The sequence below is a fragment of the Candidatus Binatia bacterium genome, from assembly GCA_036563615.1.
Classification (GTDB): Bacteria; Desulfobacterota; Binatia; order UBA12015; family UBA12015; genus DATCMB01.
On sequence record DATCMB010000018.1, the window covers coordinates 86,413 to 109,086 of the forward strand.

The 22,674-nt window shown below is 71.4% G+C and carries 22 protein-coding genes; 10 read left to right on the forward strand and 12 right to left on the reverse strand.

The genetic code is table 11. The annotated features are described in order from the left end of the window. The first annotated feature begins 18 nt into the window (after positions 1 to 18). Positions 19 to 1,062 (forward strand): glycosyltransferase family 4 protein, encoded by a 1,044-nt coding sequence (locus tag VIS07_14470; protein HEY8516709.1) that lies wholly within the window; start codon positions 19 to 21, stop codon positions 1,060 to 1,062. A gap of 6 nt (positions 1,063 to 1,068) precedes the next feature. Here VIS07_14470 and VIS07_14475 read toward each other — a convergent pair whose 3' ends face one another. Then, positions 1,069 to 1,452, reverse strand: a complete 384-nt coding sequence (locus VIS07_14475) for a hypothetical protein (GenBank protein ID HEY8516710.1) — start codon at positions 1,450 to 1,452, stop codon at positions 1,069 to 1,071. A gap of 4 nt (positions 1,453 to 1,456) precedes the next feature. Then, positions 1,457 to 1,921, reverse strand: coding sequence for a DNA-binding protein (locus tag VIS07_14480; GenBank protein ID HEY8516711.1), 465 nt, complete (start codon positions 1,919 to 1,921; stop codon positions 1,457 to 1,459). Between the two features lie 313 nt (positions 1,922 to 2,234). Between VIS07_14480 and VIS07_14485 the strand changes: the two genes are divergently transcribed. Further along, positions 2,235 to 3,188: a sugar phosphate nucleotidyltransferase gene (locus tag VIS07_14485; GenBank protein ID HEY8516712.1), complete on the forward strand. Its 954-nt coding sequence runs from the start codon at positions 2,235 to 2,237 to the stop codon at positions 3,186 to 3,188. Between the two features lie 134 nt (positions 3,189 to 3,322). Beyond that, on the forward strand, positions 3,323 to 4,033 hold the full coding sequence (locus tag VIS07_14490; protein HEY8516713.1) for an SDR family NAD(P)-dependent oxidoreductase: 711 nt from the start codon (positions 3,323 to 3,325) through the stop codon (positions 4,031 to 4,033). A gap of 32 nt (positions 4,034 to 4,065) precedes the next feature. Here the strand turns inward: VIS07_14490 and VIS07_14495 are convergent, their stop codons facing one another. Both VIS07_14495 and VIS07_14500 read right to left on the reverse strand, forming a co-directional pair. Then, positions 4,066 to 4,728 carry an alpha/beta family hydrolase gene (locus VIS07_14495; protein HEY8516714.1) on the reverse strand — a complete coding sequence of 221 codons (663 nt, stop codon included), beginning with the start codon at positions 4,726 to 4,728 and terminating at the stop codon, positions 4,066 to 4,068. Between the two features lie 335 nt (positions 4,729 to 5,063). Continuing rightward, the gene (locus VIS07_14500; GenBank protein HEY8516715.1) at positions 5,064 to 5,852 is read right to left on the reverse strand and encodes an outer membrane lipoprotein-sorting protein; all 789 of its coding nucleotides are present in this window, start codon (positions 5,850 to 5,852) and stop codon (positions 5,064 to 5,066) included. A 210-nt stretch (positions 5,853 to 6,062) separates the two neighbouring features. On the opposite strand from VIS07_14500, the gene VIS07_14505 reads away from it, so the two are divergent. Both VIS07_14505 and VIS07_14510 read left to right on the forward strand, forming a co-directional pair. Further along, complete coding sequence (locus tag VIS07_14505; GenBank protein HEY8516716.1) at positions 6,063 to 6,812, forward strand: ABC transporter ATP-binding protein; 750 nt, start codon at positions 6,063 to 6,065, stop codon at positions 6,810 to 6,812. 111 nt (positions 6,813 to 6,923) lie between these two features. After that, positions 6,924 to 9,485, forward strand: a complete 2,562-nt coding sequence (locus tag VIS07_14510) for an ABC transporter permease (protein ID HEY8516717.1) — start codon at positions 6,924 to 6,926, stop codon at positions 9,483 to 9,485. Positions 9,486 to 9,533: 48 nt separating this feature from the next. Here VIS07_14510 and VIS07_14515 read toward each other — a convergent pair whose 3' ends face one another. The 5 genes from VIS07_14515 to VIS07_14535 form a co-directional block, all read right to left on the reverse strand. Then, the gene (locus VIS07_14515; protein HEY8516718.1) at positions 9,534 to 10,211 is read right to left on the reverse strand and encodes a PadR family transcriptional regulator; all 678 of its coding nucleotides are present in this window, start codon (positions 10,209 to 10,211) and stop codon (positions 9,534 to 9,536) included. 186 nt (positions 10,212 to 10,397) lie between these two features. Continuing rightward, positions 10,398 to 10,667: a hypothetical protein gene (locus VIS07_14520; protein HEY8516719.1), complete on the reverse strand. Its 270-nt coding sequence runs from the start codon at positions 10,665 to 10,667 to the stop codon at positions 10,398 to 10,400. Between the two features lie 378 nt (positions 10,668 to 11,045). Further along, entirely contained in the window at positions 11,046 to 12,134 is a 1,089-nt protein-coding gene (locus VIS07_14525; GenBank protein HEY8516720.1) for a TIGR03557 family F420-dependent LLM class oxidoreductase, read from the reverse strand. Next, positions 12,131 to 12,673, reverse strand: a complete 543-nt coding sequence (locus VIS07_14530; protein HEY8516721.1) for a hypothetical protein — start codon at positions 12,671 to 12,673, stop codon at positions 12,131 to 12,133. The genes VIS07_14525 and VIS07_14530 overlap by 4 nt, the downstream gene beginning before the upstream one ends. Before the next feature lie 144 nt (positions 12,674 to 12,817). After that, positions 12,818 to 13,192: a response regulator gene (locus VIS07_14535; GenBank protein HEY8516722.1), complete on the reverse strand. Its 375-nt coding sequence runs from the start codon at positions 13,190 to 13,192 to the stop codon at positions 12,818 to 12,820. A 468-nt stretch (positions 13,193 to 13,660) separates the two neighbouring features. Between VIS07_14535 and VIS07_14540 the strand changes: the two genes are divergently transcribed. The 4 genes from VIS07_14540 to VIS07_14555 all read left to right on the forward strand — a co-directional run bounded on the left by VIS07_14540 (position 13,661) and on the right by VIS07_14555 (position 16,431). Beyond that, on the forward strand, positions 13,661 to 14,071 hold the full coding sequence (locus VIS07_14540) for a response regulator (protein HEY8516723.1): 411 nt from the start codon (positions 13,661 to 13,663) through the stop codon (positions 14,069 to 14,071). A gap of 196 nt (positions 14,072 to 14,267) precedes the next feature. Next, a complete protein-coding gene (locus VIS07_14545) occupies positions 14,268 to 14,672 on the forward strand; it encodes a response regulator (GenBank protein ID HEY8516724.1) in 405 nt (134 codons plus the stop codon). Between the two features lie 82 nt (positions 14,673 to 14,754). Continuing rightward, a complete protein-coding gene (locus VIS07_14550; GenBank protein HEY8516725.1) occupies positions 14,755 to 15,528 on the forward strand; it encodes an alpha/beta fold hydrolase in 774 nt (257 codons plus the stop codon). Positions 15,529 to 15,561: 33 nt separating this feature from the next. Beyond that, positions 15,562 to 16,431, forward strand: coding sequence for a hypothetical protein (locus tag VIS07_14555; protein HEY8516726.1), 870 nt, complete (start codon positions 15,562 to 15,564; stop codon positions 16,429 to 16,431). 3 nt (positions 16,432 to 16,434) lie between these two features. Here VIS07_14555 and VIS07_14560 read toward each other — a convergent pair whose 3' ends face one another. From VIS07_14560 to fabG, 3 genes are all read right to left on the reverse strand, one after another. Continuing rightward, complete coding sequence (locus VIS07_14560; protein ID HEY8516727.1) at positions 16,435 to 16,818, reverse strand: hypothetical protein; 384 nt, start codon at positions 16,816 to 16,818, stop codon at positions 16,435 to 16,437. A gap of 17 nt (positions 16,819 to 16,835) precedes the next feature. Continuing rightward, positions 16,836 to 19,535, reverse strand: coding sequence for a glucosidase (locus VIS07_14565; protein ID HEY8516728.1), 2,700 nt, complete (start codon positions 19,533 to 19,535; stop codon positions 16,836 to 16,838). Positions 19,536 to 19,609: 74 nt separating this feature from the next. Next, on the reverse strand, positions 19,610 to 20,434 hold the full coding sequence (gene fabG, locus VIS07_14570) for a 3-oxoacyl-ACP reductase FabG (protein HEY8516729.1): 825 nt from the start codon (positions 20,432 to 20,434) through the stop codon (positions 19,610 to 19,612). Between the two features lie 191 nt (positions 20,435 to 20,625). Here fabG and VIS07_14575 point away from each other — a divergent pair, with 191 nt between their 5' ends. Continuing rightward, entirely contained in the window at positions 20,626 to 22,608 is a 1,983-nt protein-coding gene (locus VIS07_14575; protein ID HEY8516730.1) for an amylo-alpha-1,6-glucosidase, read from the forward strand. The last annotated feature ends 66 nt before the right edge of the window (positions 22,609 to 22,674 follow it).

Sequence of the window (22,674 nt, forward strand, 5' to 3'; positions counted from 1 at the left end):
GACCTGTTCGGGTCGAGGATGCGCATCGCACAGATTGCACCGCTGTACGAATCGGTTCCACCGCGGCTCTACGGCGGCACGGAGCGCATCGTCTCCTTTCTCACCGAGGAGCTGGTCGCGATGGGTCACCGCGTGACGCTGTTCGCGTCCGGTGATTCGCGCACGCGCGCCCGTTTGGTCTCGGACTGCGATCGTGCGCTGCGCCTGCGCGGCGACGTCCGCGATCCGCTCGCCCACCACGTCGCGCACCTGCGCGGCGTGATGGAGCACGCGCTCGAGTTCGACGTCATCCACAACCACATGGACTACCTGGGCTTCCTGCTCGCGGTGACGTCGCCGCGTCCGGTGGTGACGACGCTGCACGGACGGCTCGACATCCCCGACCTGAAGGCGGTCTTTCAGGCTTTCCCCGAGGTCGAGCTGATCTCGATCAGCGACGCGCAGCGCGCGCCGCTAGCGGCGTCGAGCTTCCGCGCGACGGTGCCGCACGGCTTGCCCAGGAACTTGCTCCGCGCCGGCGACGGACGCGGCGGCTACCTCGCGTTCCTCGGCCGCATGTCGCCGGAGAAGCGACCCGACGCCGCGATTCGCATCGCCCGGAAGGTCGGCATGCCGCTGCGCATGGCGGCCAAGATCGACGACGCCGACAAGGAGTACTTCGACGCCGTGATCCGGCCGCTGCTCGACACCTCGTCGGTCGAGTACGTCGGCGAGATCGGCGACGCGGACAAGCAGCAATTCCTCGGCGAGGCGTACGCGCTGCTGATGCCGATCGAGTGGCCGGAGCCGTTCGGCATCGTGATGATCGAGGCGCTGGCGTGCGGGACGCCGGTCGTCGCGCGCGCCTGTGGCTCGGTGCCGGAGGTCGTCGAGGACGGCGTGACGGGCTTTCTGTGCGGCGGCGAGGCGGAGATGGTGCGCGCGGTCGCGCACGTGGACGAGATCTCGCGCCAGCGGTGCCGGCGCGAGTTCGAGGGCCGCTTCACGTCGCGGCACATGGCGGACGCGTACGTGCGTGCCTACCACGACGTGCTCGGCGACTGGGGACGCGGCGCGGCGTAGCGGACGTCAATCCACGCCGCGCGGTCCGCGGGGCTCGTCGGCGTCGATCGCGTTCTCGCCCGAGCGCGGGTCGGAGTCGGGACGGAGGTCGTCGATCTCGTCGCCGGCGAGCGGATTGCCGCTGCCGAAGCTCCGGCTGGTGCGCGGCGCGTCGACGTCGTCCTCCGAGCCGGTCGTGCCGCCGGGGGCGACGTCGGTCTTGGGCGCAACCGCGCCGTCGGGCACGTTCACGCCACTGCCGCCGGCCTGGGCGAGCGTGACCTGGTCGGCGCTTGCGCCGGCTCCCGGGCAGGCTGCCGCTCGACCGGCTGCGACGAGCACGGCGACGAGCGCGGCGGTCGCGCTGAGCACGACGATCGTTCGTTCGGCGGCGGTCATGGACGGTCTCATCGCGTCACCCCTTCTTCGCCTTCTTCTTGGCGCGCGTGCGCGCGGCCTTCTTCGCCGCCCGCGAGCGGTCGGCCTTGGTGCGTCGCTTCGCGGCAGATTTCGCCTGCCGCGACAGGCTCTTGTGCGACGCGGCGCTGCGGCCCTCGCGCTTCAGCGCGCGCGAGGTCGCGCGGGAGCGGGCCTTCGACGGGCTGCGCTTGCTGCCGCTGCGGCCCTTCGCGCTGTCGCGCGCGGCCTTCTTGCGCGTCGACGCCGACGTCGTCCGCTTGCTCGGCTTCGAGGTCTTGACGCCGGCACGGCGGGCCTTCGACAGCCCGATCGCGATCGCCTGCTTGGTCGAGCGGGCACCGTGCTTGCCCTTGCGTACGTGGTGGATCTCCTCGCGCACGTACTCGCCGGCCTGCGTCGACCCGGATTTGCCTTGACGCTTGGCCTTCTGCGCTCGCTTCTTGGTCGCTTTCTCCGGCATCGGGATCCCTCCTGCGCGTGCACCGCGCTTCCCGAAGCTGCGACGTCGGGCCGAGCCGCCTTCGCAGCGGTGCGATCGCGTCTTGCTCTACGCGTGACAAGCAAAACGGAGGCTCACGGCTGCGCATGCTGCGCACGTGCTGCGCATGGAGACGCGCGGCGATTTTTCTCGGACCTCTGTAGACCTTACGCGGCGCGCGGACGTCGCGGCTCCGCCCGTCCTCGACCAGGACGTGGTCCGCGGCTTGCTCACACCGGCAGCGGGCGGCGCCCGGCGAGATCGCTGCGAGCGCCCCAAGCGGGCGGAGACGGTGATGACGGATACCAGCAATCCACCTGAGCTCTGGGCGCTCGTCCTCGCGGGCGGCGACGGCCGAAGGCTGCAGGAGCTCACACGGCGCCTCGCCGGCCGGCCGATCCCGAAGCAGTACTGCCGGATCGCCGGCGACCGCTCGATGCTCGAAGCGACGCTCGATCGCATCGCGCCGCTGGTGCCGCGCGAGCGCACGCTGGTGATCGTCAACCGGGACCACCTCGACCTCGCGCGCTCGCAGCTCGCCGGTCTTCCGCCGGAGAACATGCTGGTACAGCCGTCGAACCGCGACACAGGGCCGGGGCTGCTGTGGAGCCTGCTCGCTCTCGAGCGGCGCGCGCCGGGCGCGCTGCTCGCGACGCTGCCGAGCGACCACTACATCGCCGACGACTCGGCCTTCCGTGAGTGCGTGCGCCGCACGGCCGACGTGATCGACGAGCGTCCGGGCAAACTCGGCTTGATCGGCATCCGTCCCGAGGAGCCGTCGCCGGAGTACGGCTACGTATTGCCGGCGACGCGGCTCGCGGCGGAGCGCACGCCGCCGGTGTTCGAGGTCGCGGCGTTCGCCGAGAAGCCGCCGCGCGCACGCGCGCGAGCGATCGTGCGCCAGGGCGGGCTGTGGAACTCGTTCGTGATGGTGTTCCGCACAGCGCGCATGCTCGAGCTGCTCTCGCGCGTGCGTCCGCGCGACCACGACGCCATGCGCGCGCTCGCAAGCGACGCGGCGGCGCTCGAGCGTCACTACGCGTCGCTCGAGCCGTGGAACTTCTCGACGGACTTCCTCTCGCGCGTCGTGCCCGAGCTGCTCGTCCTGCAGGCGGACGGTCTCGGCTGGAGCGACTGGGGCACGCCGCGCTCGATCGAGCGCACGTTCGCCGCGATGAACGTCGTGCCGCCGTGGCTCGCGGCGCCGCCGGCGCGCGCCGAGCGCACGCCACGCTCTGCGGTCGCCTGACGCGCGAGCGCGCGCTCACGACCAGCGCGCGCGTTCGAGCGCGTTGAATCGGCGCCGCCGCCGTGGCGGGATCACGCAGCCGTCGCGTCACGGCATCACGCGCCGCGACGTCACGGCGAGCGAAGGAGCACCCCATGGCCGTCGATGAAGCCCCCGTCTGCCTCGTGACCGGCGTCGGACCGGGAACCGGCGCCGCCCTGTGCCGCCGCTTCGCGCGCGAGAGCTACCGCGTCGCGATGCTCGCGCGCTCGGCGCAGCGGCTCGCCGAGCTCGAGCGCCAGATCCCGGGGACGAAGGCGTTTCCGACCGACGTCACCGACGTCGCCGCGCTGCGCGCCACGCTGGCGCGGGTACGCGCCGAGCTCGGTCCCGTGCGCGTGCTGCTGCACAACGCCGGCAACGCGAGCTTCGGCGACCTGCTGCACGTCACCGTCGAGCAGCTCGAGGAAGCGTTCCGGATCAACACGAGCGCGCTCCTCGTCTGCGGCCAGGAGCTCGCGCCCGACATGATCGCCGCGGGCGGCGGCGCGATCGTCGTCACCGGGGCGACGGCGTCGCTGCGCGGTGGGGTCGCGTTCGCGGCGTTCGCGCCGGCCAAGGCGGCGCAGCGCGCGCTCGCGCAGTCGATGGCGCGGCTCCTCGGTCCGCAGGGCGTGCACGTCGCCTACGTCATCGTCGACGGCGTGATCGACATGCCGACGACGCGCGCGCTGCTGCCCGACCGTCCGCAGGAGACCTTCCTGTCGCCGGACGCGATCGCCGAGGTCTACTGGCAGCTCGTCCAGCAGGACCGCTCGGCGTGGACCTTCGAGCTCGACCTGCGGCCGTTCTGCGAGAAGTGGTAGGCGCGGCGCGCGGCGCGTCGGCCGGGGCGGGCTCAGCCCCGCGACCGTGACCGGCCGCCACCGGCGGGCAGGACCCGGGTCAGGAACTCGAGCACCCTCGCTGCGATCTCCTCCGGCTTCGCCCGGCGCATGCCGTGGTCGGCGCCGGGGAACACGGCGAGCTCGGCGCGCTCGCCGAGCCGCGCGAGCACGCCGCGCAGCAGATCGAGGTCGCAGAGCGTGTCGCGATCGCCCTGCACGAAGAGCATCGGGCAGGCGACGCGCGGCAGGTGCTCGTCGCGCCGCTTCTCGGGCTTGCCGGCCGGGTGCAGCGGGTAGGACAGGAAGACCAGCGCGTCGGCCGGCAGGCCGTCGGCGACCAGCAGCGAGGCGACGCGACCGCCCATCGAGCGGCCGCCGAGCACGAGCCGGCGACCGCCGGCGAGCGGATGCGCTCGCGCCGTCTCGACCGCTTCGCGTGCGGAGGTGAGCAGCGTCGGCATGCGATCCGGCGCCCGCTTTCCGGCGACGCGGTAGGGGAAGCGCGCCCGCACGACCAGCGCGCCCGCCGCGCGCGCGGCCTCCGTGAGCGCGACCAGCGAGCGCTCGGTGACGTCGCCGCCCGCGCCGTGCCAGAGCACGAGCAGCACCCGCGACAGCGCGCCGCGCTCGCGGAGCGGCTCGTCGACCAGGACCGGCTCGAGGGGCGAGCTCATGCGCTTATGCGGAAGGGAGGTCCGCGGCTGGCCCGAACGTGGGGAGGGGCCAGCCGCGGTGGGAATGGGGTGGGCCCGCCGGAGGGGCGGCGGGCCTTTCCATCGCAAGGACGGCGTTCAATCGCAGTGAACGCCGTTCATTGCCGGTCGGCTCTTGCGTCCGACCTGCCAGATAGACGGAGCAGGCGGAAATTCCTGTCGCGGCTCGCATGGCTTTCGCTTCCACGGGCGTCGCTTTTCTCGGCGGCGGGTCCGTCCGGTTGCCCGCTGGCGGCGCTCGGGTCGGTGCCGCAGGGGCGCCGCTCGAGGGCTTTCGGCCCGCCGGTCACCGAAGCCTACTTCCCCTTCTGGCTCAGCGCGCCGACCGTGAACAGCTCGTCCGGAAGCCCGCTGTCGTAGTCGACCTCGGAGTACTCGACCACCGTCCGCCAGCCGTCGTCCGGGGTCGCCATCTCGATCTCGAGCGCCGTCGCGACCCCCTCGACCTCGCCGGCGCGCACGAGCGTCATCACCTTGCGCACGCCCTCGCCGGTGAGCTCGATGCGCTGCGGCAGGTGGTCGTCGGCGCGGATCCAGGTGCGCAGCGTGCGGTACGCGAAGGCGTCGCCGGCGAGCTCGGTCTCGACCACGAAGCAGCGTCGCTCGCCGCACGGCTCGACGCCGCGCAGCGTGTGGGTGCCGTCGTAGTCGAGGTAGAACACCGTGGTCAGGTCCTCGTAGGTGAACGTGCTGCCCTGAAACTGCTCGCGGCGGAGCTCGGGTGACACGCGTCGAACGCGCCGCTGCCCGGGGAAGTAGACCCACATCTCGTCGGGCTCGGGTCGCTTCTGCCAAGCAAGAAATCCGGTGCCCGCGACCTCGGCCGGCGACTCGAAGATCCAGAGCAGCTTCCGTCCGTTCGGCGTCGTCTTCTCGTAGCCGCGCAGCGTGCGGATGCGCACCTCGCCCGACGGGTCGTGGATCCGCATTGTGACGCGCGAGGTCTTGTCGGACACCCGCGCGTGCACGGCGCGCGCGGCGTCGAGCACCTCGGTGACCGTGCTGCGCTCGTCCGTGGCGGGGCCGGGCTCGGCGGCGAGCTGCTGCGGCGGCTGGCTCGCGAGCAGCACCGCGGCGAGCAGCACGACGCAGGTTGCGCGCGACCGTCGGACGAGACCGCAGGACGCACCAGGCACGTCGGCGTACGTCCGGCATCGTACGCGATCTTGTCAAGCATCGCGCGCGTGCGCCGCGCGCAGCGATGGCTCGAATCGATGCCACGAAGCGAGCGAGATTTGTTCTTGATGACGCCGCGACGATGCTGCTAGCCGTGCGCGAACCCCAAGGAGGTCGCAGTGAGCCCGCTCGTGGTTCTCGACCGCGTCACCAAGACCTACGGCAGCGGATCGGCCGCGGTGCACGCGCTTTCGGAGGTGAGCATCAACGTCCCGGAAGGCGAGTTCGTCTCGATCATGGGGCCGAGCGGTTGCGGCAAGAGCACCGTGCTCAACCTGATCGCGGGCCTCGACGACCCGACGAGCGGCCGCGTGCTGGTCGCCGGCCAGGACCTTGCGGAGCTCTCCGAGCGCCAGCGCAGCGATCTGCGCCTGCGCACGATCGGCTTCGTCTTCCAGAGCTTCAACCTGCTGCCGCGCTTGACGGTGGAGCGCAACGTCGCCTGGCGGCTCGAGCGCCTCGGGCTGCGCGGGCGCGCGGTGCGCGAGCGCACGGCGGCGAGCCTCGAGCAGGTCGGCGTGCCGTCCTCGGCGTGGCAGCGCTACCCCGCGGAGCTGTCGGGCGGCGAGCAGCAGCGCGTCGCGACCGCGCGCGCGCTCGCGACCGAGCCGCGCATCCTGCTCGCCGACGAGCCGACGGGAAACCTCGACTCCGCGAACGGGCGCATGATCCTCGACCTGCTGCGTCGCCTGAACGTGCAACGTCGGATGTCGGTCGTGCTGGTCACGCACGACGCCTTCGCCGCGACCTACGGGCAGCGCACGATCGAGATGCAGGACGGTCGCGTGCTGCGCGACATCGGGCCGCTCACCGACGACGCGGAGCCGCTCGACGACGGCTTCGCGGTCCTGCCGACGGTGCGGTCGTGATCGCGTCGCGTCGCGAGCACGGCGGATACGCCGGCGTGCGCACGCGCGCGGCTCGCCGCCTCGCGCCGCAGCGCTCGTGCGCGGCGGTGGGCACGCTTCGGAGCTGACGCCATGCTGCAGAGCCTGCGTCTCGCCTGGCACCAGATCCGCCCGCAGCTGCGACAGCTCGCGGTCGCGGTCGTGGTGATCGCGCTCAGCGTCGCGCTCGCGAGCTCGATGCTGCTCGCGAACCACGCTCTCTCCGAGAGCTTCGAGCGCTCGCTCGACGCGCTCGCCGGCAAGGCCGACCTGCAGATCACGGCGGCGAGCGGCGGCTCGTTCGACGAGTCGATGATCGACCTCGTGCGCGACGTGCCGTCGATCGGCACCGCCGCGCCGCTGCTCGTCGGCAGCGCGTTCGTGCGCGGCGAAGGCCGCGCCGGCGTGCGGGTCATCGGCGTCGACATGCTGGATGATCCGTCGGTGCGGCTCTACGACTTCCGCGGCCGCAGCAGCGTCGGCATCGAGGATCCGCTCGTCTTCCTGAGCCAGCCGGACTCGGCGATCGTGCCGCGCGCGTTCTTCGAGCGCCAGGAGCTGCGCCTGGGCGATCGGCTGCAGCTGCAGACGAGCGGCGGCGCGCGCGACGTGGTGGTGCGCGGTCTGCTCGCCGACACGGGCGTCGGGCGCGCGTTCGCGGGCCAGATGGTGGTCATGGACCTCGAGTTCGCACAGCGCCTGCTCGACGAGGAAGGCAAGATCACGCAGATCGACGTCGCGCTCGACGCGGACGCCGATCTCGACGCGGTCGAGGCGGCGCTGAAGGCGCGCGTGCCTTCGTTCCTCGACGTGCACCGTCTCGACGAGCGCAAGGCGGACGTGCGCCGCGCGGTCGCGGGCTTCCAGCTCGTGATGAACGCGGTCGCTGCTTGCGCGCTGCTGCTCGCGCTGGTCATCACCTCGAACCGGCTCGCGACGGTCTACGAGGCGCGCACCTGGGAGATGGGGGTGATGCGCGCGCTCGGGACGTCACCGCGGGTGCTGTTGCGCGACCTGCTGGTCGAGGCGCTGCTGCTGTCGTCGCTCGGCGTCGTGATCGGCATCCCGCTCGGCTGGCTCCTCGCCCAGGTGATCGTCGCGCCGGTCGCCGACGCGATGGCGCTCAACTTCAAGCAGGTGATCGACGCGCCGTGGGTGCCGCTGCGGCTCGGTCCGGCGGCGACGGCGGCGATCGCCGGGCTCGGCGCGGGTGTCGTCGCGGGCATGCTGCCGGCGTGGCGCGTGACGCGCACGAGCATCGTCGAGGTGCTGCGCAAGGGCCGTCTGCGGGCGCCGCGCGCCGAGCGCCGCGCCAAGGTGATCGCCCGCTGGCTCGCACCCGCGGCCGCGCTCGCGTGCCTCGCGCTGCAGCTCGCGACCGGCGACGGGCGTCTCGGCGCGCTCGTGATCGTGTCGTTCGCGGTCGCCGGCGCGCTGCTGATCCAGCCCGGGCTGCGCGCGATCGACCGTCCGCTGCACGCGCTCCTCGGCGGCGCGGTCGCGATCGGCGTGCACGACCAGAGCATCGTTCCGAGCCGCGCGGTCGCCGCGGGCGGCGTGCTGCTCGGCGGCATCGCGGCGGTCGTCTGGATGGGCAACACGAGCCGCAGCTTCGAGACCTTCGTGGTCGACGAGCTCATGGCGACGCGCAGCGGCGACCTGGTGGTGGACTCGGCGTACAACGAGAGCGCGGTCGGCGCCGGCGAGACCAAGCTCGCGGCCGACGTGATGGCGAGGATCGCCGAGGTGCCGGGCGTCGCCGCGGTGGGCGCGATCACCTACGACCTCGTCGAGCGCTCGGGCGTCGGCATCCTCGCGGTCGATGCGGCGCGCATGCAGGACGCGCGCTTCGGCACCTGGCGCATCGAGCAGCCGATCGCCGACGACGCGCTCCGGCGCGTCGCAGACGGCGAGGCGGTGTTCGGCACGGCGCAGCTCCTCACGAGCCAGAAGCTCCGGGTCGGCGACCCGGTGTCGATCGTGACGCCGACCGGCACGCTCGAGCGCCCGCTCGCAGGCGTGGTCAACGCGTCCTTCCTCGCGCAGAACGGCGACGTGGTGATGAGCCGCGCGCTCTACGAGCGCTGGTGGCGGCGCACGGGCGTCAACGAGGTGCAGGTCGTCCTCGCGGACGACGCGGCGTCGGAGAGCGTCGCGCGCGAGATCCGCGCACGCCTCGGCGACGCCTACCAGCTCCGCGTGCGCAGCACCGAGCAGGTCGCGAACTGGTTCGCCGACAGCGTCCGGCAGGGGTTCGCGGTCAACGACGTGATGATCCTGATCACGCTCGTCGTGGTCCTCTTCGGCAGCGGCGACGCGCTCGCCGCCAACGTCGCCGAGCGCGCGAAGGAGATCGGCACGCTGCGCGCGCTCGGGCTCTCGAGCGGATCGATCACCGGGATGGTGCTCGGGCAGGCGCTCGCGATCGGGCTCGTCGGCGCCGCGCTCGGCGTCGCCGCCGGCTGGGCGATGAGCTTCGGCTTCGTGGAAGGCGTGGTGCGGCTCGCGCTCGGCTGGAACGTCGTCTTCGACCCGACGTACACGACGGCGCTGGTCGCGGCGCTGCTCGGCATCGCCGCGTGCCTGCTGGGCGCGGCGGTGCCCGCGGTGCGCGCCGGGCGGATGTCGGCCGCGACGCTGCTGCGCTACGAGTGAGCCCGCCTCCTGCGCGTCGCCGGATCGGCTACGGGGTGCGCGGACCCGCTACGGGTGCGCGGAGCGGCGGCGCGTGGCGGCGCTGAGCCGCACGCGAGCGCGCTTGTCGTCCGTCACGCGGGCACGCTTCTCGTCCGTCCTCTCGGGCTCCGCGACGGGCGCCGGCGCCGGCTGCGCGGCCTGACCCGTGCGCTCGAGCTCGGTCAGCGCCGCCTGCAGCTCGTCGAGGTACTCCATGTCGCCGGCGAGGTGCTTGAGCCGCCGCGCGAGCAGCAGCGTCAAGATCGAAAAAGGAGTGCCCTCGGCCGCGCAGCGCTGGATCTCGAGCTGGCGCCCGCGCTCGATCTTCTTGCTGAGCAGCCAGAGCTCTTCCTTCCAGGCGTCGATCATCCGCCGCGCGACGTCGGGAGCGGCCTGCGGCAGGAACATCGTGCGGGCCGTGATCTCGTCGTCGCCGCCGAGCGCGACGAGCGGCGGGCGGACGAGCCAGCGGTCGAACTCCTCGCAGCCCGCGGGCGTGATCTCGTACGGCGTCCGGCGGGCGTCGACGTCCGGCGCGCGCGCGACCAGGCGAACGAGGCCGTCGGCGACGAGGTGCTGCAGCTCGCGGTAGAACGTCCCGGTGCTCATCTGGACCCCGGTGCGGCTGCGGTAGGCCTTCATGAGCGCGTAGCCATGATACGCGCCGCCGTGCCGCAGGAGCCCGAGTACGATGAACCGGAACATGGCCGTGCGGCGGCCCTATCAAGATTGCGCGCCGACGGTCAACGATGAATTTGCGCGCTTACGCGAATGGATGCAGTGAATCGAGCAAACGAGAACGGTCGGATCCGCGGGACGCGTTCCGTTGCTCGACGGTGGAGGGTCGGCGGACGCCGGCCAGGCGTCCGCGCGCGGATCTTCGGCGTCCGGTTACTGCCGGATCGGGCAGGTCATCTTGAGCTGGCTGCGCACGATCATGCGCGCCTCGACGTCGACGTACTCGTAGTTGCAGTGCGCCGGGTCGACGACCTGGGCGGAGAACTCGGGCTGTGGCTGCTTCGCCACCTGACCGAGGGTATCCACCTTGATGCGCGGCGCCGTTTGCTTGACGTCGAGATTTCGCTTGACGACGATCGCCGAAGCGTCGCTCGCCGCGGACAAGGCTAGAGCGACGAGACCACCCGTGAGAAACTTCCGCATGTCACTACCCCTCGCGCCATCAGGTGCGCGCTGGCCCTCCCCGGCCTCCCCGCAGAGACCGGCTGCTCCCGTGCCGTTGCAGCACGATCGCGCTGGACGTTCTGCCGATTGAGACCCCGCTCGTCAAGCAGCCATCAGACGCTTGACGCGCTCTCGAGGCGCAGATCGGCAGAAAACCGCGCATCCTGAAGCGCGTGGAGTGTCATGATGCGCGGATGCCATGCGTGCTCCGCAAGCGCGCGCGTGGAAGCGGCGCGCCGGGGCCGGCGCCGCCGATCAGCGGTGCGTCGGCCGGTCGATCAGCGACAGGAGCGACGGATCAGCACCGGCGCCGATCGATCAGGGCGAAGTCGACGATCCGGGGGAAGGCGCCGACGATCAGCGTCCGCGACGCGGAACGGCCCGCTGCGCGGCGCCAGCGGCTTGCCGCCGCACCGGCTGCTCGCCGCGCTCCGCGCGCATCGGCTTGCGCGGCCGTGCCTCGGCGCCGCCGCGTCCGCTCGCGCGACCCAGCCGCGGCATCACCTCGGACGCGTAGAACGCGAAGAAGCGCTCCTGGTCGGGCCCGACCTGGTGCACGCACACGTGCTCGAAGCCCGCGTCGCGCGCCTCCTCGATCTTCGCGACGTGCTTCTCCGGATCTGCGCCGCAGACGACCTGCTCGGCGACGGCGTCCTCGCTGATCGGCTCGAACGCGGCCTCGTAGTCCGACGGCAGCGCGAGCTCGGTCATGAGCGTTCCGGGCAATGCGGCGAGCGACCAGATCTCGTGCGCGGTCTTGCGCGCCCGCGCCTCGTCGTCGTCGACGCAGACGGTGATCTCGATGTACGCGGGCTTGCCGCGCCCGCCGGCCTTCTCGAACGTGCGCTTGAGCTCGCGATCGGGCGCGACGCTGATCAGCGCGTCGCCGAGGCGTCCCGCGAGCCGCGCCGCGCCGGGCTTGCTCGCCGCGACCATGATCTCGGGCGGCGTTTCGGGCAGCGAGTAGAGGCGCGCGTTCTCGACCGTGAAGTGCTTGCCGCGGTGGGTCTCGAGCTTGCCGCCCCACAAGAGACGCAGGACCTCGATCGTCTCCTCGAGCATCTCGACGCGCTGATCGGCAGCCGGCCAGCCGCGACCGACGACGTGCTCGTTCAGGTTCTCGCCGGTGCCGACGCCGAGGAAGAAGCGCCCCGGCATCAGCGCCGCGGTGGTCGCGGCGGCCTGCGCGACGATCGCCGGATGCACGCGCATCGTCGGACACGTCACCGCGGTGCCGACGCGCAGCGCGCTGGTCGCGCGCGCGATCGCGCCGAGCACGGCCCAGACGAACGGGCTGTGCCCTTGACGATCGATCCACGGGTGGAAGTGGTCGGAGATCAACGCGAAGCCGAAGCCGGTCTCCTCGGCGCGTACCGCGAGCTCGACGAGCTCGCGCGCATCGAACTCCTCGGACGAAAGCTTGTAGCCCAGCTCCAGAGTGCTCACCGAGGCGTTCCCTCCGCGTGACAGTAGCGTTCGACGAACGCGACCAGCGCCGACACGATCGGCGACGGCGCGTGGTTCCCGGTCCCGGCGGACGAGAAGAAGATCACGGGAATGGTCGCCGTCCTGGGATCCTCGTTGTGCCGGCGGAGGAACTCGCGTCCTTCGTCCTCCGCGCTCATCGCGACCAGCACGACGCACGGCTTGAGCCCCGCTTCGAGCAAGCGGCGCGCGTCGGCGGCGCAATCGACGAGCGTCGGTCGGTAGCCGGCCTGGCTCACGGCCTCGTCCAGCACCTGCGCCAGGTTCACGTCCTGGGCGACGACGAGGACGCCGCGCTGTCTCGTGATCGACGCCACGAGCGTGGAGAGCAGCAAGGGTGGTGCCGCGTGCTCACGCGACCGACGATCGCCCAGCAAGCACGCGAATCGACAATGCTCTCGCTTCTGCCGCGCACGCCGACGGTCAAGCGACGCTGCGTGCGCATCCGTAAGAACTTCCAAGCGCGACGCGCGGAGGACGCGGGCGAGGCGCAGCAGCATGGACGGACGGCGATCGTCGCCGCGCGGCCACGGCCCGCGCGGCGACGATCATCAAGCATAGACGGCCGCGGCGGGATCGCCGATCACGACACCGGCGCCGTGACGCGGCGGACCAACGCTGGCGGCGTGCGATGCCCCGAACGCTCAGCGAACGTGCGCCGCGACCAGCGAGAACAGCAGATCGACGTCCACCGGCTTGCGCACGATCGACGGCACGAGCGGCGCGCCCTCGCGGAGCGCTTCGACCGGCGCGGCCGATACGACGATCACCGGGATGTCCGCGAGCTCCGGGTCGGCGAGCTGGGCGCGACGAAACGCCGCGCCGTCGACCTCGGGCATCATCCAGTCGAGCAGGATGAGCGCCGGGCGCAGGCCGTCGTGGAGCAGCTTCAGCGCCGCGCCGCCGTCGTTCGCGCACACGCTCGAGTAGCCGTGCAGCTCGAACAGCGCCGCCATCACCTCGCAGAGGTCGGGGCTGTCGTCGACGATCAGGATCTTCTTGGGGATGGATCGGGCCATGGCGTAGCGATTCCTCGACTGCCGAACGGCGCGATCTCCCGACGCTCGTGCGACACTGCCTTGTGCTTTCTGCTCCTTTGGAGCAATCCGGCTCCCGCTGGGGCGCTTGCGCGGGTGCCTACAAGATTCCTGCCAGCGCGCGGTGCGTCAGCGACGACGTGGTGCGGCGGGTCGCGAAGGCGTGGAAAAGCGCGGGCTTGTGTAGAAACGCGCGTCCGGGTCTTGGAGGATGCGCCGGCGCCGCGTCCCCGGCGTCAAGTATCGCAGAGAACGCTCAGGACCGGGTGACCTCGGCGACGAAGTGGAGAAACACCACGCGCCGTGCGGGCGCCAGGCCCGCGCGCGACGCGGACGAGCGTCGGATCTGCGGCCTTCACTCGCTTGGCGCGGCGCTCGCTCGCGGCTCCGTGTTCACACGTACTTCTCGCCGTCCCGTGGCTCGGATAGTCTCGGACCGCGAGCAACTGCATGGAGTCGAAGGACGAAAGCTCGCGCGCGCGGGGGCACACGCTTCCGACGCCGCTCGTCCTCCTCATCGAGGACGAGGACAGCGTGCGCGAGGCGATCGCGGCGGTTCTCGACACCGAGGGCTACCGCGTGCGCACCGCCCGGCACGGCCGTGAGGCCCTCGAGATGCTGCGCGGCGGGTTGCGTCCGTGCATGATCATCCTCGACCTCATGATGCCGGTCATGGACGGCTGGCAGTTCCGCGCCGAGCAGCTCCGCGACCCCGAGCTGCTCAAGATCCCGACCGTGGTCTACTCGGCGGTCGGGAACATCGACGAGGCGATCGAGCACCTCAACGTCGCCGGCGGCTTCGAGAAGGGCGACTTCACGGAGATGCTGCACTTCGTTGCGCAATTCTGCCCGCGACGCTGAAAATTCTAGAAAGCGCCGTTGCGGGTCCAACCGCGTTGCCGCACTCACGACCTCGCAACCGCGCAGCGCTCGATGCCGGACCACACTGGCGCGAGGCTTGCTCCACGAGGCCGTGCCGCGGCGCAGGATGGAAAGCGTGCGCCAACGCCGTCGCACGGCGCGCCGCGGGCCGCCCGAGGGCGGCGTGGAGGATGCGATGTCGATGCACGGAGCGAAGCCGAAAGAGCCGGTCCTCGTCGTGGAGGATACGCCCGACAGCCGGGAGGTCCTCGGCATGCTGCTCGAGAGCGAGGGCTATCGGGTGGCGTACGCGGTGGATGGGCAGGACGCGCTCGAGCAGCTCGAAGCCGGTCTGCGGCCCTGCCTCATCGTGCTCGACGTCGCCATGCCGCGCATGAACGGGATCGAGTTCCGCCGCGTGCAGGCGAGCGACGAGCGCTTCCGCGACATCCCGGTGATCCTCTACTCGGCCGTGCACGAGATCACGTGGCTCTACCCGACGCTCGACGTGCCGCTGGTCCACAAGCCGATCGACGTCGACCACGTCCTGCAGATGGTCGAGAAGAGCTGCCTGCGCCCCGACGCGACCCCGCCCGCCTGACGGGCCGCGCGCTTGCGTCGCTGCGGTCGCTCGGCGAAGTTCCCGGGGCCGCCGCCATGGATGCGGCGGCAGCGGGGTGCCGGTGAGCAGCGAGACGACGCGCGAGACGCGAAAGATCGACCTCGGGACGCACGCGGTGCGCGTGCACGAATCGGGCTCGGGCCCGCGCACGTTGTTCTGCCTGCACGACTTTCTCGAGGAACCCGACGGCTGGAGCCCGCTTGCCGAGCGGCTTGCAGGCGGGACGCGGGTGGTGGCGCTGCAGCAGCGCGGCCACGGCTTCTCGACCGCACCGCCGGGCAGCTACACGCTGGGTGACCTCGCGGCCGACGTGCTGAAGGTGCTCGACGCGCTCGCCGTCGAGCGCGCGACGCTGGTCGGGCAGGGATTCGGTGCGACGGTCGCCCTCGCGGCGGCGCTGGAGGCGCCGGGCCGCGTCGCCGGGCTGTGCTTGATCGCCCCGCTGGTCGCGCTCGACGACAAGGCGGCGCGCGACTGGGCGCAGGTCGTGCGCGCCGGTGAGGTCAACAAGCTGCAGGGACTCGCCCGCTCGGTGTGGGGTCCGATGTCGCGCCGCAACGCGGACGGCGACGGCATCGCGCTCACCGAGATCGCGCGCGTCGTGCACCGGCTGCACACGGAGCCGCTCGCGCCGCGTCTCGGCGAGATCCGCTGTCCGACGCTGATCGTCGCTGCCTACGGCGACGAGAGCGGCGTGGCGCGTGCGCGCGACGTCGCCGGTCGGATCGAGGGGGCGCGGCTCGAGCTGCTGCAGCAACGATCGCCCGCCGCGGGCGGCGTCGACGCCGAGGCGCTGGCGAAATTGCTCGACGCGCAGCTCGCGGGCGGACGATAGCGTCCCGCCGGACGTCCGCTAAGCTCGCACCGCATGCCGACGCGCTCCGGCGGAAATCCCGCCGACCTCGTCCTCACCGCTCGCCTGCGCGAGCCCGTGCGCTTCACCGACCTGAGCGAGCGCATGGCGCTCAAGCTCTCGGCGCTCTCGGGCTACCTGTCGCGTGCGCACTTCGACTCGTGGCACCGCCGGATCGGCGCGCCGGACTTCGCCAACTTCACCGGCCTCTTCACGCCGCTCTACCAGGTCGACCTCGAGGTGACCGACATCGCGCTCGAGCCGCGCGCAATGCTCGTCGTGCGCGGCCACAGCCACCTCGCGCGCTCTCTCGACGCGAACGGCGAGACGCGCCACGTGGCGCGCGAGGGCGTCTACACGGTGTCGCGCGAGGACGGCGCGCTGGTCGGCCGCGCCCGCTTCGTCAACGTCTTCACGCGCTACGACGAGGACCCGGCGAAGCGCCGCGTCACCGAGCTGCCGAGCGAGCTCGGGCTCGGTCGCACGCCGTCACGCGTGATCGACCTGCTGACGGTCGACAAGCTCGTGCCCGCGAGCCGTCCCGCCGACTTCGCCGAGGAGGAGCCGCGCGTCTGGCACTACACGCAGACCGACCCCAACCGGCACGTCAACGGCATGGAGTACCTGCGCAGCATGGAGGACTTCGTGTCGTGCGCGCTCGCGGCGCGCGGCCACGATCTGCGCAAGCTCTTCCCGGCGCGCGCGCGGCTCGTCTACCGCAAGCCCTGCTTCCGCGGCGAGACCTACCGACGTCGTGCCTGGTTTCGCGGCGAGGCGCCGCTCGTCCTCGCGGGCGCGTTCTCCAAGGGCGACGACGCGCCCGACGCGCGTCCCGCGGTCGCCGTCGAGCTCACGCTCGGCTCGCACGACGAGCAGCAGGGCTGACGCTCACCGCTTCGGCGGGATCGGGTACATCTCGAGCAGCACCTTGTTGCGTCGGATGCCGATCGCCTCGCGGTGGATCTGCAGCCAGTGGCGCGCCTGGAGCGCCTCCTCGCGCAAGGCGTTGAACTCGCGGATGCGCGCCGCGCGCTCGCGCTCGTCGGTCGCCTCGTCGACCGCGCGTCTCGCGAGCTCGAGCCGCAGCAGCGCGTAGTTGAGCTTGTCCTCCGTGCGCCCGAGCGCCGACGCCATCTCGCGCACGATCTCCTTCTCGAGCTGCACGAAGGCTTCGGCCGGATCGAGGCGCGCGCGCAGGCGGTCGAGGTACGGGCTTTCGTAGCCGGCGTCCTTCAGCTCGCGAACGAGCCGCGTCCAGGGAGCGTCGCGCATGGCCGTTCGGATGACGCTTAGCGCACGCGGCGACGCTCCGCCGCCCGCATGCCCTGCTGGCGGATCAGCTTCGCGACCAGCGCGGTCCAGCCGGTCTGGTGGCTCGCGCCGAGCCCGCTGCCGTCGTCGCCGTGGAAGTACTCGTAGAACAGCAGGTAGTCGCGGAAGTGCGGATCGCGCTGCAGCAGGTCGTTGCGGCCGAAGACGGCGCGCCGTCCCTCGGCGTCGCGCTTGAAGATGCGGATCAGCCGCTGCGACAGCTCGTCGGCGACCTCGGCGAGCGTCAAGAATATCCCCGAGCCGGTCGGACACTCCACCTTGAAGTCGTCCGAGTAGTACCAGTGGAACTGCTGCAGGGCCTCGATCAGCAGGTAATTGACGGGGAACCAGATCGGGCCGCGCCAGTTCGAGTTGCCGCCGAAGAGCCCGCTCGTCGACTCGGCCGGCTGGTAGCGCACCTCGTAGCGTGCGCCGTCGAACTCGTAGACGTACGGATGGTCGAGGTGGTAGCGCGACACCGAGCGCACGCCGTACGGCGACAGGTACTCGTTCTCGTCGAGCATGCGGCGCAGGACGCACTTCATGCGGTGGCCGCGCAGGATCGCGAGCAGGCGACGCTCGCCGGCGCCGGGCTCGGTCCAGCGCGAGACGAGGTTCGACATCTCGGGACGGTGCTCGAGGAACCACTCGAGGCGCTCCTTGAAGTCGGGCAGCTTCTCGAGCTCCTCGGGCTCGATCGTCGTCACCGCGAAGAGTGGGATCAGGCCGACCATCGAGCGGACCTTGAGCGGGACGCTCTTGCCGTCCGGCGTGCGCAGGACGTCGTAGAAGAAGCTGTCCTCCTCGTCCCAGAGCTCGATGCCCTGGCCGCCCATGTTGTTCATCGCCGCGGCGATCTGCAGGAAGTGCTCGAAGAACTTGGTCGCGATGTCCTCGTACGCGCGGTCCTGCTGCGCGAGCTCGAGCGCGATGCGCAGCAGGTTGAGGCAGTACATGCCCATCCAGCTCGTCGCGTCGCTCTGCTCGAGGTAACCGCCGGTCGGCAGCGGCGCCGAGCGGTCGAACACCCCGATGTTGTCCATGCCGAGGAAGCCGCCCTCGAAGACGTTGCTGCCCTCACGGTCCTTGCGGTTCACCCACCACGTGAAGTTGAGCAGCATCTTGTGGAAGACGCGCTCGAGGAACATGCGGTCGGGGCGTCCGGTGTGTCGGCGGTCGATCTGGTAGACGCGCCACGCGGCCCAGGCGAGCACCGGCGGGTTCACGTCGCCGAACGCCCACTCGTAGGCCGGCGTCTGGCCGTTCGGGTGCTGGTACCACTCGCGTCCCAGGAGGATGAGCTGCTGCTTCGCGAACTCCGGATCGACGAGCGCGAGCGCGATGCAGTGGAAGGCGAGGTCCCAGGCGGCGAACCAGGGGTACTCCCACTTGTCCGGCATCGACAGCACGTCCATCGCGTCGAGATGCCGCCAGTTGCAGTTGCGGCCGCGTAGCCGCTCCGGCGGCGGCGGCGGCTCGCCCGGATCGCCCTTCAGCCAGCGATCGACGTTGTAGTGGAAGAACTGCTTCGACCAGAGAAGCCCCGCAAGTGCTTGACGCTGGATGCGCCGCTCGTCCTCGTCGAGCCCTTCCGGGTGAAGCGTCGCGAAGTACGCGTCGGCGTCCGCGCGACGCTCCTGCACGACGCCGTCGAAGGCGTCGATCGTGTCGGGCGCGATGGCGGTCGCGCCGTCCTCGTCCCGCGTCAGCCGTAGGCGCAGCGTCGCGGACGCCCCGGGCGCGATCTCGAAGCGGTAGTGCGCGGCCGCCTTGGTGCCCTCGAGCAGCGGATTGACGGCGTCGCGCCGTCCGTCGACGACGTACGCGTGAAAAGCGTCCTTGACGTATGGCTGCGGGTTCGGACAGCGGAAGACGCGCTCGAAGTTGGTCTCGTTCTCGGTGAACAGCAGCTCCGGATGCTCGTCCACGGCGGGTGCGCCGTTCAGCGACGTCGGACCGCAGCTCAGACGGTAGGTGCCGAGCTCCGGATGCTCGGCGACCAGCGCCGGCGCGGTTTCCGGGGCGCGGCGCAGCAGCGGGCGCTGCCGCGCGACGCCGTCCCAGCGCCAGGTGTTGCGGAACCAGAGCGTCGGCAGCAGGTGCAGCTCGGCCGCGTCGGGTCCACGGTTCACCGCCTCGATGCGGATCAGCACGTCCTCGGGTGAGGCCTTCGCGTACTCGACGAAGACGTCGAAGTAGCGCCCGCCGTCGAAGACGCCGGTGTCGAGGATCTCGTACTCGGGATCGAGCTTGCTGCGCTTGCGGTTGGTCTCGACCAGATCCGTATAGGGGAACGCCGCCTGCGGGTACTTGTAGAGCATCTTCATGTACGAGTGGGTCGGCGTCGAGTCGAGGTAGAAGTAGAGCTCCTTGACGTCCTCGCCGTGGTTGCCCTCGTTTCCCGTCAAGCCAAAGAGACGCTCCTTGAGGATCGGATCCTTGCGGTTCCACAGCGCGAGCGCGAAGCACAGACGCTGCAGCTCGTCGCAGATCCCGGCGAGCCCGTCCTCGCTCCAGCGGTACGTCCGCGAGCGCGCGACGTCGTGGGAGAAGTACTCCCAGGCGCAGCCGTCTCGGCTGTAGTCCTCACGCACCGTTCCCCAGGCGCGCTCGGAAAGGTACGGGCCCCAAAGCTTCCAGCGGCCACCCTCGCGCAGCCGGTCGTGCTCGGTCGTCATGACGAAGAGGAATATCGGCAGTTCGCGGCAAATGGCGAACGCGGGACCCGAAGTGGGTCGGGGCGCGGCGTTTTTCAGCCGTTGCCGATGAACGACGGGTAGAGCGTCATGCCGCCGTCGACGTAGAGCGTGGCACCCACCACGTAGTCCGCCGCGTCGGATACGAGCCACGTGACCGCGCGCCCGACGTCGGTCGGCTCGCCGATGCGCCCGTAGGGGATGAGCTCGAGCAGGCGTCCTTCCGCCTCGGGCGTCTCCCAGGCGTCGCGGTTGATCGGCGTGCGGATCGCGCCCGGGCTCACGGCGTTGACGCGGATCCGATGCGCGGCGAGCTCCTGCGCGAGCGTCTTCATCAGCATCGCGAGCCCGCCCTTTGCTGCCGCGTAGTTGGCGTGGCCGGCCCACGGGATGACGTCGTGCACCGACGAGACGAAGACGATCTTGCCCGCGGAGCGCGAAACCAGGGAACGCACGCCGTGGCGCAGAAACGCGCGCGTCGCCTCCCGCGCGCACAGGAACTGCCCGGTCAAGTTCACGGCGATGACCGTGTTCCAGTCCTCGAGCGACATCTCGTGGAAGGCGGCGTCGCGCTGCACGCCGGCGTTGTTGATCAAGACGTCGAGCGGACCGAGCTCGTCCTCGACGCGCCGGACCATCGCCAGCACGTCGTCCTCGCGCGTGACGTCGGCGCGGACCGCGAGCGCGCGGGCGCCGGTCGCGCGGATCTCGTCGACCAGCGCCTGCGCGGCGTCGGCGTTCGTTCGATAGTTGACGGCGACCGCGGCGCCCGCCTGCGCGAGCGCGCGCGACACCTCGCTGCCGATGCCGCCGTCGCCGCCGGTCACCAGCGCGCACTGGCCGTCGAGACGGGACGGATCGGGTTTGGCGTGCCGAGCCACGCTTCGAGCCTGTCGGGCTGCGGGCGGGGGCGCAAGACGTCCCCGGCGAAACGCGCCGCGCCGGCCGGCGAACGCGCGAGCCGCGAGCCCTCGGGCGACGCTCGATCCTCGCTCCGGCCTCGTTCGGGCATCGCCGAGCCGCGGAGCGCTTGCCCTGACCCGCGACGTCGCCTTTGTTGGGCCGGCACCCGATGATCCGCTTCGATCACCACGTCTGCCGGGATCTGCGCCAGGCGCTGCGCCGCGAGTGGCTCGAGACCAACGGCCTCGGCGGCTTCGCCTCGTCGACGATCGTCGGGCTCAACACGCGGCGCTACCACGGGCTCTTGACGGCCGCGCTGCACCCGCCCGCGGATCGCTACGCGCTGCTCGCGAGGCTCGAGGAGACGCTGGTCGTCGCGGGGCAGCGCTTCGAGCTGTCCGCGAACCAGTATCCCGGCGTCGTCCACCCGCAGGGCTACGCATACTTGACGGAGTTCCGGCTCGATCCGTTCCCGGTGTTCGTCTACGTCGCGGGCGGTCTCGAGCTGCAGAAGTCGGTGGCGATGGTGCACGGCGAGAACACCGTCGTGGTGAGCTACGTCGTGCGACCCACGACCGGCCGCGCGACGCCCGCGGGCCCGGTGACGCTCGAGGTGCGGCCGCTGATCTCGTTCCGCGACTTCCACGCGCTGACCCACGAGAACCCCGCGCTCGATCGCCGCGTCGCGCAGGGCGACGGGGTCGCGAGCGTGACGCCGTATCCGGGTCTCCCCGAGCTGCGCTTCGCGCACGACGCGCAGACGATCGATCGGAGCGGCTTCTGGTACCGCAACTTCGAGTACGCCGTGGAGCGCGAGCGCGGCCTCGACTTCCGCGAGGACCTCTACCAGCCGTTCACGCTGCACTACGACCTGACGACGCGCGAGCGCGCGTCGCTGGTCGCGGGCCTCGAGCAACACGCGGCGCCCGAGGCGCCGGCGTTGCTCGCGCGCGAGATCGAGCGCCGCCGCGCGCTCGTCGCCGCGGTGCCGACCGAGCACGAGCTCGAGCGGACGCTCACGCTCGCGGCCGACCAGTACGTCGTCGCGCGCCCGCCCGGCGCGAGCATCATCGCGGGCTACCCCTGGTTCGGCGACTGGGGACGCGACACCTTCATCAGCGTCCGCGGCCTGTGCCTCGCGACCGGAAGGTTCGACGTCGCACGTGACGTCCTGCGCGCGTGGACCGAGGTCGTCTCGGACGGCATGCTGCCGAACCGCTTCGCCGACCACGGCGAGGCGCTCGAGTACAACTCGGTCGACGCCGCGCTCTGGTTCGTGATCGCGGTGCACGACTTCCTCGGCGCCGCGGACGCCGCAGGTTTCCGCGTTTCGGCGTCCGACACGGACGCGATGTGGCGCGCGATCGAGGCGATCGTCTCCGGCTACGCCGCGGGCACGCGCTACCACATCGGCCTCGACGACGCGGACGGGCTGCTGTTCGCGGGCGAGCCCGGTGTCCAGCTCACCTGGATGGACGCCAAGGTTGGCGACTGGGTCGTGACGCCGCGGATCGGCAAGCCGGTCGAGGTCCAGGCGCTGTGGCTTGCGGCGCTGCACGTCGCGGGACAGCGCTCGGAGCGCTGGTGGCAGCTTCTTCGGCGCGGGCGCGCGAGCTTCGTCGAACGCTTCTGGAACGAAGAAGCCGGCTGCCTCTACGACGTCGTCGACGCGGACGGTCACGCGGGTGCCGTCGACGCGAGCTTCCGTCCCAACCAGATCCTCGCCGTCGGTGGGCTACCGCTCGTTCTGCTCGACGAGGAGCGCGCCCGACGGGTGGTCGACGGTGTGGAATCCAGACTCTGGACGCCGCTCGGTCTGAGATCGCTCGCGCCCGGCGAGCCGGGGTACGCGCCGCGCTACGAGGGCGGCGTCGCGGCGCGCGACGGCGCCTACCATCAGGGCACCGTCTGGCCGTGGCTGCTCGGCCCGTTCGTCGAGGCCTGGGTGCGGGTGCGCGGCGCGACGCCCGAGGCGCGGCACGCTGCGCGAAGGAAGTTCTTGACGCCGCTCTTGAGCCACCTGCGCGACGCAGGTCTCGGGCACGTGTCGGAGATCACCGACGCCGAGCCGCCGTTCGAGCCGCGCGGCTGTCCGTTTCAGGCCTGGTCGGTCGCCGAGGCGTTGCGGCTCGTGCGCAGCGTGCTCGGCTGATGCGCGCGCAGAGTCACCCGGCGCGTGCGCAGAAATTGAAATGCTGGGGGCGGATTGGCCAGCCGA

Excerpts from the sequence above, each read along its gene's own strand:
- VIS07_14470 (HEY8516709.1), top strand. The coding sequence starts at position 19 with ATGCGCATCGCACAGATTGCACCGCTGTACGAATCGGTTCCACCGCGG.
- VIS07_14475 (HEY8516710.1), bottom strand. The coding sequence starts at position 1,452 with ATGAGACCGTCCATGACCGCCGCCGAACGAACGATCGTCGTGCTCAGC.
- VIS07_14480 (HEY8516711.1), bottom strand. The coding sequence starts at position 1,921 with ATGCCGGAGAAAGCGACCAAGAAGCGAGCGCAGAAGGCCAAGCGTCAA.
- VIS07_14485 (HEY8516712.1), top strand. The coding sequence starts at position 2,235 with ATGACGGATACCAGCAATCCACCTGAGCTCTGGGCGCTCGTCCTCGCG.
- VIS07_14490 (HEY8516713.1), top strand. The coding sequence starts at position 3,323 with ATGGCCGTCGATGAAGCCCCCGTCTGCCTCGTGACCGGCGTCGGACCG.
- VIS07_14495 (HEY8516714.1), bottom strand. The coding sequence starts at position 4,728 with ATGAGCTCGCCCCTCGAGCCGGTCCTGGTCGACGAGCCGCTCCGCGAG.
- VIS07_14510 (HEY8516717.1), top strand. The coding sequence starts at position 6,924 with ATGCTGCAGAGCCTGCGTCTCGCCTGGCACCAGATCCGCCCGCAGCTG.
- VIS07_14515 (HEY8516718.1), bottom strand. The coding sequence starts at position 10,211 with ATGTTCCGGTTCATCGTACTCGGGCTCCTGCGGCACGGCGGCGCGTAT.
- VIS07_14520 (HEY8516719.1), bottom strand. The coding sequence starts at position 10,667 with ATGCGGAAGTTTCTCACGGGTGGTCTCGTCGCTCTAGCCTTGTCCGCG.
- VIS07_14530 (HEY8516721.1), bottom strand. The coding sequence starts at position 12,673 with ATGCTGCTGCGCCTCGCCCGCGTCCTCCGCGCGTCGCGCTTGGAAGTT.
- VIS07_14535 (HEY8516722.1), bottom strand. The coding sequence starts at position 13,192 with ATGGCCCGATCCATCCCCAAGAAGATCCTGATCGTCGACGACAGCCCC.
- VIS07_14540 (HEY8516723.1), top strand. The coding sequence starts at position 13,661 with ATGGAGTCGAAGGACGAAAGCTCGCGCGCGCGGGGGCACACGCTTCCG.
- VIS07_14545 (HEY8516724.1), top strand. The coding sequence starts at position 14,268 with ATGTCGATGCACGGAGCGAAGCCGAAAGAGCCGGTCCTCGTCGTGGAG.
- VIS07_14555 (HEY8516726.1), top strand. The coding sequence starts at position 15,562 with ATGCCGACGCGCTCCGGCGGAAATCCCGCCGACCTCGTCCTCACCGCT.
- VIS07_14560 (HEY8516727.1), bottom strand. The coding sequence starts at position 16,818 with ATGCGCGACGCTCCCTGGACGCGGCTCGTTCGCGAGCTGAAGGACGCC.
- VIS07_14565 (HEY8516728.1), bottom strand. The coding sequence starts at position 19,535 with ATGACGACCGAGCACGACCGGCTGCGCGAGGGTGGCCGCTGGAAGCTT.
- VIS07_14575 (HEY8516730.1), top strand. The coding sequence starts at position 20,626 with ATGATCCGCTTCGATCACCACGTCTGCCGGGATCTGCGCCAGGCGCTG.